Annotated in this window: 14 protein-coding genes; 8 read left to right on the forward strand and 6 right to left on the reverse strand. The window is 67.2% G+C overall.

Annotated elements, in window-relative coordinates; translation table 11 throughout:
* Positions 1-10 precede the first annotated feature (10 nt).
* The 5 genes from efp to N5D45_RS07770 all read left to right on the forward strand — a co-directional run bounded on the left by efp (position 11) and on the right by N5D45_RS07770 (position 4239).
* Positions 11-577, forward strand: a complete 567-nt coding sequence (gene efp / locus N5D45_RS07750; RefSeq protein WP_005410381.1) for an elongation factor P — start codon at positions 11-13, stop codon at positions 575-577.
* Positions 578-745: 168 nt separating this feature from the next.
* Positions 746-2089: a TRZ/ATZ family hydrolase gene (locus tag N5D45_RS07755; RefSeq protein ID WP_010486614.1), complete on the forward strand. Its 1344-nt coding sequence runs from the start codon at positions 746-748 to the stop codon at positions 2087-2089.
* Between the two features lie 25 nt (positions 2090-2114).
* A complete protein-coding gene (gene ubiG / locus N5D45_RS07760; RefSeq protein ID WP_043400917.1) occupies positions 2115-2831 on the forward strand; it encodes a bifunctional 2-polyprenyl-6-hydroxyphenol methylase/3-demethylubiquinol 3-O-methyltransferase UbiG in 717 nt (238 codons plus the stop codon).
* Complete coding sequence (locus N5D45_RS07765; RefSeq protein WP_010486618.1) at positions 2828-3523, forward strand: phosphoglycolate phosphatase; 696 nt, start codon at positions 2828-2830, stop codon at positions 3521-3523. Before ubiG ends, N5D45_RS07765 begins: the two co-directional genes overlap by 4 nt.
* Positions 3524-3534: 11 nt before the next feature.
* A complete protein-coding gene (locus tag N5D45_RS07770) occupies positions 3535-4239 on the forward strand; it encodes a squalene/phytoene synthase family protein (protein WP_126559468.1) in 705 nt (234 codons plus the stop codon).
* Positions 4240-4327: 88 nt separating this feature from the next.
* On the opposite strand, the gene N5D45_RS07775 is transcribed toward N5D45_RS07770, so the two are convergent.
* The 3 genes from N5D45_RS07775 to yidD are packed head-to-tail and all read right to left on the reverse strand — an operon-like array spanning position 4328 to position 6778.
* On the reverse strand, positions 4328-5176 hold the full coding sequence (locus tag N5D45_RS07775; RefSeq protein WP_057503861.1) for a M23 family metallopeptidase: 849 nt from the start codon (positions 5174-5176) through the stop codon (positions 4328-4330).
* The gene (locus N5D45_RS07780; RefSeq protein WP_005417725.1) at positions 5176-6522 is read right to left on the reverse strand and encodes a dihydroorotase; all 1347 of its coding nucleotides are present in this window, start codon (positions 6520-6522) and stop codon (positions 5176-5178) included. Before N5D45_RS07780 ends, N5D45_RS07775 begins: the two co-directional genes overlap by 1 nt.
* 1 nt (position 6523) lies before the next feature.
* Positions 6524-6778, reverse strand: coding sequence for a membrane protein insertion efficiency factor YidD (yidD, locus tag N5D45_RS07785; RefSeq protein ID WP_010486626.1), 255 nt, complete (start codon positions 6776-6778; stop codon positions 6524-6526).
* 272 nt (positions 6779-7050) lie between these two features.
* Here yidD and dksA point away from each other — a divergent pair, with 272 nt between their 5' ends.
* A complete protein-coding gene (dksA, locus tag N5D45_RS07790) occupies positions 7051-8280 on the forward strand; it encodes an RNA polymerase-binding protein DksA (RefSeq protein ID WP_029380091.1) in 1230 nt (409 codons plus the stop codon).
* Between the two features lie 555 nt (positions 8281-8835).
* On the opposite strand, the gene N5D45_RS07795 is transcribed toward dksA, so the two are convergent.
* Genes N5D45_RS07795 through cysS form a run of 3 tightly spaced genes read right to left on the reverse strand, consistent with a single transcriptional unit; the run spans position 8836 to position 11962 of the window.
* The gene (locus N5D45_RS07795) at positions 8836-10083 is read right to left on the reverse strand and encodes an MFS transporter (RefSeq protein ID WP_049482302.1); all 1248 of its coding nucleotides are present in this window, start codon (positions 10081-10083) and stop codon (positions 8836-8838) included.
* Positions 10080-10532: a SufE family protein gene (locus tag N5D45_RS07800; RefSeq protein ID WP_010486631.1), complete on the reverse strand. Its 453-nt coding sequence runs from the start codon at positions 10530-10532 to the stop codon at positions 10080-10082. Before N5D45_RS07800 ends, N5D45_RS07795 begins: the two co-directional genes overlap by 4 nt.
* Before the next feature lie 53 nt (positions 10533-10585).
* Entirely contained in the window at positions 10586-11962 is a 1377-nt protein-coding gene (cysS, locus tag N5D45_RS07805) for a cysteine--tRNA ligase (RefSeq protein WP_057503883.1), read from the reverse strand.
* Between the two features lie 188 nt (positions 11963-12150).
* Between cysS and N5D45_RS07810 the strand changes: the two genes are divergently transcribed.
* On the forward strand, positions 12151-12720 hold the full coding sequence (locus N5D45_RS07810) for a hypothetical protein (RefSeq protein ID WP_019336652.1): 570 nt from the start codon (positions 12151-12153) through the stop codon (positions 12718-12720).
* A gap of 318 nt (positions 12721-13038) precedes the next feature.
* Positions 13039-14049: an N-acetylornithine carbamoyltransferase gene (locus tag N5D45_RS07815; protein WP_054172186.1), complete on the forward strand. Its 1011-nt coding sequence runs from the start codon at positions 13039-13041 to the stop codon at positions 14047-14049.
* The last annotated feature ends 42 nt before the right edge of the window (positions 14050-14091 follow it).

A 14091-nucleotide genomic window follows, 5' to 3' on the forward strand; every position in this document is an offset into this window, starting at 1 on the left:
GAGTTTACGCATGGCCAGCTACGGCATGAACGACGTCAAGAACGGGATGAAGATCCTGGTCAACAACCAACCGGCCGTCATCATCGACACCGAATACGTCAAGCCGGGCAAGGGCCAGGCCTTCACCCGCGTGAAGTACCGCCTGATCAAGGACGGCCGTACCCAGGAAGTGACCATGAAGTCGACCGACTCGCTGGATGCAGCCGACGTCGTCGATACCGACATGAACTTCATGTACAGCGACGGCGAGTACTGGCACTTCATGGACCCGGAATCCTTCGAGCAGGTCCAGGCCACCAAGGCCGGCATGGGCGGCGCCGAGAAGTGGCTGAAGGGCGAAGAGTCCTGCGTGGTCACCCTCTGGAATGGTGAGCCGATCTTCGTGCAGCCGCCGAACTTCGTTGAACTGAAGATCACTGAAACCGATCCGGGCGTCCGTGGCGACACCTCGGGCGGCGGCGGCAAGCCGGCCACCCTGGAAACCGGTGCCGTGGTCCGCGTGCCGCTGTTCGTCAACCAGGACGAAGTGATCCGCGTCGACACCCGTTCGGGCGAGTACTCCGCACGCGTCAAGTAAGGTTCCGGCCGCAGGTCGACCAGACTGTAGAGCCGAGCCCGTGCTCGGCTTTCCGGGCATCGCCCGGACCCGTTGCTGGCGCCCATGGCGCCGCAGCGGACAGCCGCCGGGCATGGCCCGGCGCTACCGCCTCCCGCCAGGCCCTTCTCCAATAGCCAGTGAGCCCGCATGAGCGATAGCCCGCACCTCCCCGAAGCCTGCGACCTGCTCATCGAAGCCGGTTACGTCGTTCCGATCGAGCCGCATGCGGTGGTGCTGGAAGACCACGCCGTGGCCGTGCGTGGCAGCGAGATCATCGCGATCCTGCCGCGCGCCGAGGCGCGCGCGCGTTTCCGCGCCGCCCAGGTGGTCAGCCGCCCCGAGGCCGCACTGATGCCGGGCCTGGTCAACGCGCACACGCACAACCCGATGACCCTGCTGCGCGGCGTCGCCGACGACCTGCCGCTGATGACCTGGCTGCAGCAGCACATCTGGCCGGTGGAAGCCGCGGTAATCGGCCCCGAATTCGTTGCCGACGGCACCACCCTGGCCATCGCCGAGATGCTGCGCGGTGGCACCACCTGCGCCAACGAGAACTATTTCTTCGGCGATGTGCAGGCCGCGGTCTACAAGAAGCACGGTTTCCGCGCGCTGGTTGGCGCGGTCATCATCGATTTCCCCACCGCCTGGGCCAAGACCGACGACGAGTACTTCGCCAAGGCCGGTGAACTGCATGACCAGTGGCGCACCGATCCGCTGATCGGCACCGCGTTCGCGCCGCATGCGCCGTACACCGTCAACGATGCCAACTTCGAGCGGGTGCGGATGCTGTCCGACCAGCTCGACATGCAGGTGCACCTGCACACCCACGAGACCGCGCAGGAAATCACCGATTCGATCAAGCTGCACGGCCAGCGCCCGCTGGCGCGGCTGGATCGCCTCGGCCTGGTCAACGACCGCCTGATCGCGGTGCACATGACCCAGCTGACCGACGCGGAAATCCACCTGTGCGCCGAACGTGGCGTCAGCGTGGTGCACTGCCCGGAATCGAACCTGAAGCTGGCCTCCGGTTTCTGCCCGGCCTGCGCCCTGCAGCGCGCCGGCGTGAACCTGGCGATCGGCACCGACGGCTGCGCCAGCAACAACGACCTGGACATGTTCAGCGAGAACCGCACGGCGGCGATCCTGGCCAAGGCCGTGGCCGACGACGCCACCGCGCTGGATGCAGCCACCACGCTGCGTGCCTCCACGCTGGGCGGCGCCCGCGCGCTGGGCTTCGGTGACCGCATCGGTTCGATCGAGGTCGGCAAGCAGGCCGATCTGGTCTGCGTCGACCTGTCCGCGCTGGAAACCCAGCCGCTGCACAACGTGCTGTCGCAGCTGGTGTACGCCACCGGCCGCCAGCAGGTCAGCGATGTCTGGATTGCCGGCAAGCCGAAGCTGGTGCAGCGCGAGCTGGTCGGCATGGACCTGCCGGGCATCATCGCCAACGCGCGCCAGTGGCGCGAGCGCATCCGCCATATCCGCGCCTGAACCCTGGCGCCGCAAGGACATCCTCATGACTGCCCCCCACGCATCCTCCAATTTCGATCAGGCCGAGCTGGACAAGTTCGCCGCGCTGGCCAACCGCTGGTGGGACGCTGATGGCCCGCAGAAGCCGCTGCATGCGCTGAACCCGGTGCGGCTGAAGTACGTGGCCGACCGCGTGCCGCTGCGCGGTGCGCGCGTGCTGGACATCGGCTGTGGTGGCGGCCTGCTGAGCGAGGCGCTGGCGCAGTCCGGTGCCGACGTCACCGCCATCGACCTGGCCCCGGAACTGGTCAAGGTCGCGCGCCTGCACGCGCTGGAAAGCGGTGCCAAGGTGGATTATCGCGTCCAGGCCGCCGAGGACCTGGCTGCCGAGCAGCCGGGCAGTTTCGATGTGGTCACCTGCATGGAAATGCTCGAGCACGTGCCGGATCCGGGCGCGATCATCGAGGCCTGCAAGCGCCTGCTGAAGCCGGGCGGCCACCTGTTCCTGTCGACCATCAACCGCACCGCTGCCGCATTCGCGGTGGCGATTGTCGGTGCCGAGTACGTGGCGCGGCTGCTGCCCAAGGGCACGCACCACTACCAGGAATTCATCAAGCCGGCAGAGCTGGCGCGCTGGCTGCGCGAGGCCGACGTCCAGCTGGTGGATGTCAGCGGCATGGCCTACGAGCCGTGGCGCAACCATGCCCGCCTGAGCAGCCGCACCGACATCAACTACCTCGCCTACGCGGTCAAGCCGGCATGACCTCTGCCCGCTTCCCGCGCGCGGTGCTGTTCGATCTGGACGGCACCCTGCTGGATAGCGCGCCGGACTTCGTTGCCACCTGCGATGCGATGCTGGCCGAACGTGGCCGTGCACCGATCGATCCGGCGTTGTTGCGCCCGGTGGTGTCCAAGGGCTCGCGCGCGATGGTCGGTGCGGCATTCCCGGACCTGGATGCCGCTGCGCGCGATGCATTGATCCCGGAATTCCTGCAGCGCTATGAAGCATTGATCGGCCAGCACGCGGTGCTGTTCGATGGCGTGGCCGGCATGCTTGCTGCACTGGATGCCGCCGGCACGGTATGGGGCATCGTCACCAACAAGCCCGAGTATCTGGCGCGCCTGATCCTGCCGCAGCACGGCTGGCAGCAGCGCTGTGCGGTGCTGGTGGGTGGTGACAGCCTGGCCGAGCGCAAGCCGCATCCGCTGCCGCTGCTGCACGCGGCGCAGGCGATCGCCGTTGCCGCCGAAGACTGCGTGTACGTGGGCGACGACGAGCGCGACATCATCGCCGCGCGTGCCGCGGCCATGCCGTCGGTGGCGGCACTGTGGGGCTATCGCCTGCACAGCGACGACCCGCTGGCCTGGCAGGCCGACGTGCTGGTCGAGAACGCCGGACTTCTGCAACTGGCCAGTCTCTGGCCGACCCGGCCGGCAGCCCCGGCCCAGCCGTAAGGAATGACGTAGTGAGCAGTACCGCGCTGGACAGTTTCCTCGACAAGTGGCGCAGCCGTTGGCCGGAATGGTCGGTGGCCGCCCCGTTCGTGGCCGAATCGCAACGCGAGCTTGCAGTGGCGTGGTTTGCGCTGCTGCAGGAGTTCGACGACATGCTCAATACCGGCGGCGATCCGTTGCCGGCCGACGCCAAGCTGGCGTGGTGGGGCGAGGAGCTGCGCAGCTGGGCTGCGCACAGGTCGCGCCACCCGTTGGGTCGCCTGCTGGAGCCGGTGCGTGCGCCGTGGGCGCAGCTGGCCGAAGCGCTGCCCGATCTGGTTGAAGCGCGCACGGTCGCGCTGGATGCGGCCGGTGCCGAGCGTGCGCTGGCCAATTACGCCGACGCGGTTGCCGCGGTGGAAGCGGCGCTGTTCAACGACAAGCCGCGCACCGGCGCTGGTCGTGCGGTGCAGCTGCAGACCCTTGCCCAGCGCCTGCAGGATGCCGGCGTGGCCGGTGTGCCGCGCAGCCTGCTGGATGGGGATTCCAGCACGGCCGCGCAGCGCTGGGCGCAGTACCTGCTGAAGGGGTGGGGCAGTCGCGTGCCCGGCCCGCGCCCGCGCCGTGTGTGGTCCAGCCTGGCGCGCGCACGCGTGGCGGCGCAGGCCGCAGGCAAGCCGATCGAAGCCACCCCGGTGCGCACCCTGCTGCGCGTGTGGTGGGCTGCCCGCGGTTGATCGATTCTGGTGGGTGCGGACCTTGGTCCGCACGCTCCATGAGGTTGTGCCGACCAAGGTCGGCACCTACCACAGCGCGTTGCGCGCGTTATTTACGCTCCAACACCAGCAACGGGTCGATGCGGGTATCGAACCAGTTCATGCCCCAGTGCAGGTGCGGGCCGGTGGCGCGACCGGTGGCGCCGACCGCGGCGATCACCTGGCCCTGTTCCACCCGGTCGCCGACCTTCACGTCGATGCGCGACAGGTGCAGGAAGTTGGAGCTGACCCCGAAGCCGTGGTCGAGCAGCAGCGTGCCACCGGTCAGGTACAGGTCCGGGCCGGCGAAGGTGACGATGCCGGCGGCCGGTGCCTTCACCGGGGTGCCGTTCGGCACCGCGATGTCCATGCCGGAATGACCGGCACCAGGTTGACCGTTGTAGACACGCGCATTGCCGAAGCGGCCACTGATGCGGCCCTGCACCGGCCAGATGAAGGTCTGGGTGAAATCAGTGCGGTCGTCATCGCGGGCACGTGCCGCGGTCACCTGCGCCTGTTCGCGCTTGATCCGCTCGGCAATCGCCGGCGGCGGGTTCACCGTTTTCGGCGGCACGCCGTTGACCCGCTCGGTGGGCCAGTCGCGCGGCGTCACCGCAATGGTCGCCGTCTCGCTGCCACCATCGGGGCGCTGTACCTGCACGCGCAACGGGCCCTTCTCGTCGCGACCGATGCCGAACACCACACTGCCATAGCCGCTCACCCGCAGTTGGCGGCCGGCGTACTGCACGCGGCTGCCGGCGGGCACCTTGCCGATCACCAGCGCGCCCTGCGACGCGCTGGCCGGAAACACCACGCGACTGTCGATCAGGCTGCCGATGCCATCCTGCGCCTGCGCCGCCGGTGCGGTGAACAGGGGCGCGGCCAGCAGCAGCGCCCCGAACAGAAATACCTTGCGCATCAGCGGTCGTAGGTCATGCGCTGGCCGGCCGGTTCACCCACCAGTTTGCTGCCGTCCCACACCAATTGGCCGTTGACCCAGGTCGAGGCCACGCGCGAACGGAAGGTGGTGCCTTCGAACGGCGACCAGCCGCACTTGGACAGCACGTCCTCGCGCTTGACGGTGAATGGCACGTCTTCCACCAGCACCAGGTCGGCGAAGTAGCCTTCGCGCAGGAAGCCGCGTTCTTCCACGTCGAACAGCTGTGCCGGTGCGTGTGCGAATTTCTGCACCACCTGCTCGCGGGTCAGCTTGCCTTCGTGCACGCGCTCCAGCGCGGCCACCAGTGCGTACTGCACCAGCGGCAGGCCCGACGGCGCCTGCGCGTAGGGCTTCTGCTTCTCTTCCCAGGTGTGCGGCGCATGGTCGGTGGCCAGCACGTCCAGCACGTCGTCGGCCAGCGCAGCGGTGATCGCCTCGCGGTCGGACACTTCCTTGATCGCCGGGTTGCACTTGATCAGGTTGCCCTTGGTCGCGTAATCCGGGCGCGCGAAGTGCAGGAAGTGCACGCAGGTTTCAGCGGTGATCTGCTTGCGGCTGCCATCGGCGCGGATCAGCGGGCCCTTCTCGAACAGCGCCAGTTCGTCGGCGGTGGAGATGTGCAGTACATGCAGGCGGGTGCCGTGCTTGCGCGCCAGCGACATCGCCAGCCGGGTCGACTTGATGCAGGCCTCGCGCGAACGGATATCCGGATGCATGTCCGGGGTCAGCGCGTCGCCGTACTTTTCCTGGAAGGCCTTCAGGTTGGCATCGATCATCGGCGTGTCTTCGCAGTGCGTGATGATCGGGGTCGGGCATTCGCGGAAGATCGCATCCAGCGTTTCCGGGTTGTCCACCAGCATGTTGCCGGTAGAGGCGCCCATGAACACCTTCACGCCCGGGGCCTTCTTCGGGTCCAGCGCACGGATCGCTTCGAGGTTGTCATTGCTGGCGCCGTGGTAGAAGCCGTAGTTGGCCCAGGCGCGGCCGCGCGCGAGTTCGTACTTGGCTTCCAGGATGGTCGAATCCAGCGTCGGCGGGTTGGTGTTGGGCATGTCCATGAAGCTGGTCAGGCCACCGGCCACGGCCGCCGCCGATTCGCTGGCGATGTCGCCCTTGTGGGTCAGGCCCGGTTCGCGGAAGTGCACCTGGTCATCGATCATGCCAGGCAGCAGCCAGCGTCCGGCCGCGTCCACCACCTGCTCGCCGTCGCGCGGCGCCAGCCCATTGCCGATCTGCGCGATGCGGCCGTTCTCGATGCGCAGGTCGCCGTCGAAGGTGCGGCCTTCGTTGACCATCCGGGCGTTGGTGATGAGGGTGGAGGACATGTCAGTGTTTTCCTGTGCAACGGCAAGAGGGGGCGTGGTTGGATTCGGGCACCGGGTCGAAGCCGCCGGGGTGGAACGGGTGGCAGCGGCCCAGCCGGCGCGCAGCCAGCCAGCTGCCGCGCAGCGGGCCGTGCCGCGAGATGGCTTCCATCGCGTATTCAGAACAGCTCGGCACGAAACGGCAGCGTGGCCCCAGCAGGGGGCTGATGAAGCGCTTGTAGAAGCGCAGCAGGGCAATGAGCAGGCGCGAGATCACCCAGTCATCTTATGCCAGTTGGCATGAAGGCCGCATTTGTGCAGGATGGGCCGTTGGTCGCATGTCGCCGATGGCCTGCGACCGGTACCAGCACCTTCGGGTGCTGGCCAGGTTCCGTACCGCGCAAGGCGGTCCGTGTTCGTCGGACTGCCTCCAAGGGCGCCTTGACTCCAGGACTGAATGGAGCAGGGGGTCGAGGTTGCTGCTGCGGGTCGGGTAGGCTATAAAGGCCCGCTTTCCCGGGCCCCGGGGAATCCAAGGAAGAGCGTTTCGTGGCTGCTAAAAAAACTGCAAAGAAGGCCGCAACGGCCGCCAAGAAAACCGCCAAGCCTGTTGTGAAGAAGTTGGCGGCAAAGCCCGTTGCCAAGAAACCGGCCAGCAAGCCGGCGACCAAGGCAGCGTCCTCGCAACCGGCGGCCAGGAAGGCCACCGCAAAGAAAACGCCGGTCAAGGCAACCAAGCCGGTGGCGAAGAAGGCTGCTGCGCCCGCCAAGGCCAAGCCTGCCGCGGCCAGCAAGAAGGCGCCGGTGATGAAGAAGGCCGCCAGCAAGGCCGCGCCGGTGAAGAAGGCCGCCGCCAAGCCGGTGGCGAAGAAGGCCGCGGCCAAGCCGGCGCCGAAGGCGGTGGTGAAGAAGGCTGCAGCCAAGCCGGTCGCCAAGCCCGCGGCCAAGAAGGTCGCTGCGGCTAAACCGGTTGCCACGCCTGCCGCTGTAAAGAAGGTTGCCAAGAATGTTGCCGTGCCGGCCGTGAAGCCGGCCCCGGCCCCAGTAGTGAAGTCCGCACCGAAGCCTGCTGCCAAGCCGGCTCCGGCCAAGCCTGTCCCGGTCAAGACCGTGGCAGTGGCAGCAGCCCAACCGGCTTCCAAGCCGGCCCCGGCCGCCGCTCCTGCCGCTTCGAAGGCCCCGCAATCCAAGAATCCCGTGCCCGTTTCGAAATCGCCTGCCAAAACCGCCGTGAAATCCGATTCCGCCCCGAAGACCGTGTCGCGCCCTGTCGGCAAGGTTGCCGTGGCCGTCGCCGCCCGCTCGGCTGCACCGGCCCCGCGCAGCAAGTACAAGGTGGTCGAGTACAAGACCGACGAGGCCACCGGCCGCCCGATCCTGCCGACTGGCTACAAGCCGTCCTCGGAAGAGGAATACATGAGCCCGCTGCAGCAGGAGTACTTCCGTCAGCGTCTGCAGAACTGGCGCGCGGACCTGGTGGAAGAGTCCAAGCAGACCATCGAGAATCTTCGTGAGGAAGTGCGTGACATCGGCGACGAAGCCGAGCGCGCGACCCGCGAGACCGAGAACTCGCTGGAACTGCGTACCCGCGACCGCTACCGCAAGCTGATCGGCAAGATCGACAGCACCCTGAAGCGCCTGGAAGCGGGCGACTACGGTTACTGCGTCGACACCGGTGAAGAAATCGGCCTGGAGCGCCTGGAAGCGCGCCTGACCGCCGAACGCACCATCGACGCCCAGGAGCGTTGGGAGCACCTGCAGAAGCAGCAGGGCGACTGATTCCTGCTCGTTGTATGGTCATGCGAAAAACCCGGCCTCGGCCGGGTTTTTTGTTGGGTTCGAGTTGGCTGTGTAGAGCAGCGCCTTCCGGGTATCGGGTGGAGCCTGCGGGTGGGGCCGGGCAGGACACGCTGCAATTACATCCTTGTAAGCTCGGCCGCGGCATCCATGCCGCGGACGGTCCCGCCCGGACCCACCCGCAGGCTCTCGACGGTTTCCTGCGTGCGCGGCCGATGTAGAGCCGAGCCCACGCTCGGCTCAGGCCGACAGGAGCGGTCATGCGTGCTCGCGGCTGTTGAGTCCGCCTTGTAGCGAGCCGAGCACCGCAGGGGAATCAGGGGCGAAGAGGCGCCGCTGTTTGAGCGCAGCGAGTTCGGCGCCGTCCCCTGATTCACCGAGGAGCACGGGCACCGGCGCGCAGCGCCGGCTCGCGGATGGCGGAGCGTTTCTTTGGTTACTTTCTTTTCGCGAAAAGAAAGTGACAAGCCCAATCATCGAGGGAGAGCAACGGCCCCAGCCAAACACCCGGCGCCGCCGAATCCGCTGTTCGCAGCGTCACTGCAGATCACGCAAATTCAGTTTCCGCAGCGTCGGGTTCTTCCACGCGGTGATCCCGGCCACGCTCAGCACCGCGAACCCACCCAGCACCACGGCCGGCACCAGGCCGAGCAGCTTGGCCATCGTGCCGGCATAGAACGCGCCCAGCTCGTTGGACGAACTGATGAAGATGCCGTTGATCGAAGACACCCGTCCGCGCATCTCTTCCGGCGTGGCCAACTGCAGGATGGTCGATCGGATCACCACCGAGACGCCATCGAAGGCCCCGTAGAACAGCAGGATCAGCGCCGACAGCCAGAAGTGCTGCGACAGGCCGAAGCCGATCACGCACAGGCCGAAACCGGCCACCGCGAACAGCAGTACGCGGCCGGCATTGCGGTGCAGCGGGTGGCGGGCCAGCCACAGACCCACGCACACCGAACCGAGCGCCGGCATCGCGCGCAGGATGCCCAGGCCTTCCGGGCCGTGGTGCAGGATTTCGTGCAGGAACGCCGGCAGCATCGCCACCACGCCGCCGAGCAGGACCGAGAACATGTCCAGCGCCATCGCCCCGACCATGATCCGGTTGCCGACCACGAAGCGCGCGCCTTCGGCGATGCTCTTGAAGATCGGCGCGGCGGGACCGGTGTGCACCGGTTCTTCCACCTTCAATGTAGCCAGGCAGGCCATCGCCACCAGCGCAAAGGCCGTAGCCACCGCGTAGGAGAGGCCCTTGCCGCCGAAGCCGACCAGCACGCCACCCAGTGCCGGACCAGCCACCATGCCGGCCTGGAACACCACCGCGCCGAGGCCTGCGCCGCGCGCGAACTGATCGCGGGCCAGCACGCGGGCGAACAGCGCGTTGTAGATCGGCGACAGGAAGGCGCGGACCATGCCGGTCAGGGCGATGGCTGCATAGATGGGCCACACGCCTTCAAACGGCAGCCAGCCCTTGGCCACGCTGGTCAGTACCAGCGCGGTGGCGATCAGCCCGGAACAGGCCGCCATGCCCAACCGGCGCCGCGGCAGATGGTCGACCAGGTAGCCGGCGAATGGCGCCACGCAGAAGAACGGCAGCACCTCGGCCAGGCCGATCAGGCCCAGCGAGAACGGATTGCGGGTGACTTCGTAGATGTGCCAGCCGACGGTGACTGCCACCACCTGGTAGGACAGCATCGCGAAGATGCGGTAGGCCAGCAGCTTGGCGAAGCCGGGTCGGGACAGCAGGCCCAGCGCGGTGTCCTCGGCTGTGGCAGGCTCGCTCACGACGGATCGCGCTGCAGCTGGGCCTGCGCGGTCTCGCGGATGAAGGCCAGCATCGCTGCCACACCATTGCTGCGGGTCGGAGACAGGTGGCGGGCCAGGCCGATGTCCTGGATATAGCTCGGTTCGGTGGCCAGGATCTCCTGCGCCGAGCGCCCGGAGTACACGCGCAGGGCCAGGAAGATCAGGCCGGAGACGATGGCCGAATCACTGATGGCATGGAAGCGCAGCGACTGCGCATTGCCTTCCGGCACGATCCAGACCATCGACTGGCAGCCGAGCAGGCGATGCTCTTCGGTCTTCCATTCTTCCGGGAAGGCCGGCAGCTTGCGGCCGAGGTCGATCAGGTACTGATAGCGCTCGGACCAGTCGCCGAAGAAGCCGAATTCCTCGGCGATGGCGGTCTGGGCCTCGGCGGCGGTGGGTTCAAGCGGGAACGGGGAGTCGGTCACAACAGTCTCTACGGTGGGGCGTGGCCGGCGTACCGGCCACGGGGCAGGGCAGGTCAGCCGCGCTTGCGCGACCAGCGCACGCCCTGCGGGGTGTCTTCCAACACGATGCCTTCGGCGGCCAGCTGGTCGCGGATGGCGTCGGAACGGGCGAAGTCGCGGGCCTTCTTGGCAGCGGCACGCTCGTCGATCAGGCTCTGGATACGGGCGTCGTCGCCGTCATCGCCCGCAGCGGTACCGAACCATTGCGCCGGATCGGCCTGCAGCAGGCCCAGGGCCAGGCCGGCACCGAGCAGCTCGCCCTTCAGGCGCGCCTGTTCGGCCGGGTCGGTGGCCCGGCGTGCATCGGCAGCGATGCGGGCCACTTCGGCCAGCGCCTGCGGAGTGTTCAGGTCGTCATCCAGGGTCGCCTCGACCGTGGCCGGGATCGCCACGACCGCGTCGACCGACGCCAGTTCGCGCAGGGTGCCGTACAGGCGATCCAAGGTGCGCACCGACTGCTCGATCAGGCCATCGGACCAGTCCAGCGGCTGCCGGTAGTGGGCCGACAGCAGCGCCAGGCGCAGCGCTTCCGGCGGATGCTGGCGCACCAGGTCGTGCACGCGCTCGATGTTGCCCAGCGACTTGCTCATCTTGGCGCCGCCGAAGTTGAGCATGCCGTTGTGCAGCCAGAAACGGGCGAAGATCTTGCCGCCGTGGGCGCATTCGCTCTGCGCGATCTCGTTCTCGTGGTGCGGGAACTGCAGGTCGACGCCGCCGGCATGGATGTCGATGGTCTCGCCCAGATGGGCGGCGGCCATCGCCGAGCATTCGATGTGCCAGCCCGGGCGGCCACGGCCCCACGGCGATTCCCAGCCGGGCAGGTCGTCGCTGGACGGCTTCCACAGCACGAAATCGCCGGGATCGCGCTTGTAGGGGGCGACATCGACACGGGCGCCGGCCAGCATCTCTTCCGGGTCGCGGCGCGAGAGCTTGCCGTAGCCGTCGAAGCTGGCCACCGCGAACAGCACATGGCCCTCGGCGGCATAGGCATGGCCGTTGGCGATCAGCTGCTCGATCATGGTGACGATCTGCGGCATGTGCGCCGTCACTTCCGGTTCGATGTCCGGCGGCACCACGCCCAGCGCGGCCATGTCTTCACGGTAGGCGGCAGCGAACCTGTCGGTGATGGTGCTGATCGGCACCCCCTGCTCGCGCGCGGCGGTGTTGATCTTGTCGTCCACGTCGGTGATGTTGCGCGCGTAGCGCAGGCCACCGAAACGGCGCCGCAGCAGGTCGGCCAGCACGCCGAACACCACCGGGCCACGGGCGTTGCCGATGTGCACGTAGTTGTAGACCGTGGGGCCGCACACATACAGGGTCGGACAGGCCGGGTCGAGCGGGATGAACGGTTCGAGCTGGCGAGTCAGGTTGTTGTGCAGGCGCAGGGTCATGGGGCTGTGGCTGAGGGACAAGCCTGTGATTTTAGAACGTGTCGGCCCCCTTTGGGGGCACCGCCTGCCACCGGTGGACGCCGGGTCCGTCCAAGGTGGGGTGGGCAGGAGCAGCGTGGACGGGTAATGTTCAGCCCCTTGCGCTCGCCACTGCCTACACTATTGCCGTGTCCTTGCTCCCTTCGCCAATGAAATCCACCGCGTTGCTGACCCTGGCCTGCCTGTCGGCGCTGGCCGCCGTGGCCCAGGCGCAGGAGGCCGAGCCCCGCAACCGGGTGGTGATCGTGGAGAACGTGAAGTTCGACTACGCGCAGGTGCTGAACGTCGAGCCCGTGTTCCAGACCCTGCGCGCGACCCGCACCGAAGAACACTGCGAGCCGGTCTCGACCCGGACTCTGGCGCCGGTCAATGTCACCGGCGAGGAGCCGGTCGAGGACAAGGGCCGGATCAGCCGCTTCTGGGACTCGGTGCGCTCGATGTTCAAGCGCAGCGATGAAGAGGTCTCCGAGGACGCCGCCGCCGAGTCACCCGCCCCGGCGCCGGCACCGGCCAACAATGGCCCGATGCTGACCCGTGACTGCCGTATCGTGCCGGTGGGGCGTGAATTCCGCAGGCCCATCGCCTACGACGTGGATTACGTCTACAAGGGCACCAAGTACCGCTCACGGCTGCCGGAAGACCCCGGCAACCGGCTCAAGATCCGGGTGTCTATCACCCCTTGGGTCGGCCCCGAGCAGGGCGCCACGGGCAATCCCTGATTCTGCGACCCCGGCCCCTTGCGTCGGCCCCGGCCGCATGCAAAGATGGTTGACCATGAAGCTCACCGACTTCCAGCACGACAGCAGCGCAGCCCGACAGGCGTCGGGCATGACCTCGCGTGCGCGTCGACCGGAACCCCACATCCTCGCTGGGTAACCGGAGCTTTTTGCTGTTCGTCCGAAAAAAACCCAGCCGCCCGGCTGGGTTTTTTCGTTTCTGCGTTCTGAAAGCTGCAACTGCAACCTTTTCGTTCCACCTTTGCTTCCTGTTTTCCCTTCCACCGCGTCGAACCCGGCGCCGCCACGCAAGGAAAGATGATGTCCCCCAAGCACTTCCTGAACACCCAGGACTGGAGCCGCAGCGAACTTGACGCGCTGCTGACCCAGGCCGCGCTGTTCAAGCGCAACAAGCTCGGCGACCAGCTCAAGGGCAAGTCGATCGCGCTGGTGTTCTTCAATCCGTCCATGCGCACCCGCACCAGCTTCGAACTGGGCGCGTTCCAGCTCGGCGCCCACGCGGTGGTGCTGCAGCCGGGCAAGGATGCGTGGCCGATCGAGTTCAACCTCGGCACGGTGATGGACGGCGATACCGAAGAGCACATCGCTGAAGTGGCCAAGGTGCTGGGCCGTTACTGCGACATCATCGCCGTGCGCGCGTTCCCCAAGTTCATCGACTGGGCCTACGACCGCCAGGACATCGTCCTCAACAGCTTCGCCAAGTACTCGCCGGTGCCGGTCATCAACATGGAGACCATCACCCACCCGTGCCAGGAATTGGCCCACGTGATGGCCCTGCAGGAGCACTTCGGCACCCAGGACCTGCGTGGCAAGAAGTACGTGCTGACCTGGACCTACCACCCCAAGCCGCTGAACACCGCCGTGGCCAACTCGGCGCTGACCATCGCCACCCGCATGGGGATGGACGTGACCCTGCTGTGCCCGACCGCCGACTACATCCTCGACGACCGCTACATGGGCTGGGCCGAGCAGAACGTGGCCGAGAGCGGCGGTTCGCTGAAGATCAGCCATGACATCGACAGCGCCTACGCCGGCGCCGACGTGGTCTACGCCAAGAGCTGGGGGGCGCTGCCGTTCTTCGGCAACTGGGAGCCTGAAAAGCCGATCCGCGACCAGTTCAAGCACTTCATCGTGGACGAGCGGAAGATGGCGCTGACCAACAACGGTGTGTTCAGCCACTGCCTGCCGCTGCGCCGCAACGTGAAGGCCACCGACGGCGTGATGGATTCGCCGCAATGCATCGCCATCAACGAAGCCGAGAACCGCCTGCACGTGCAGAAGGCGATCATGGCCGCGGTTGCCGGGCGCTGATTTTTTCCGATTCAATCATTTCCGCCGGGCACGGCCCGGCGC

The sequence above is a fragment of the Stenotrophomonas sp. GD03819 genome (assembly GCF_029841665.1).
Classification (GTDB): Bacteria; Pseudomonadota; Gammaproteobacteria; order Xanthomonadales; family Xanthomonadaceae; genus Stenotrophomonas; species Stenotrophomonas geniculata.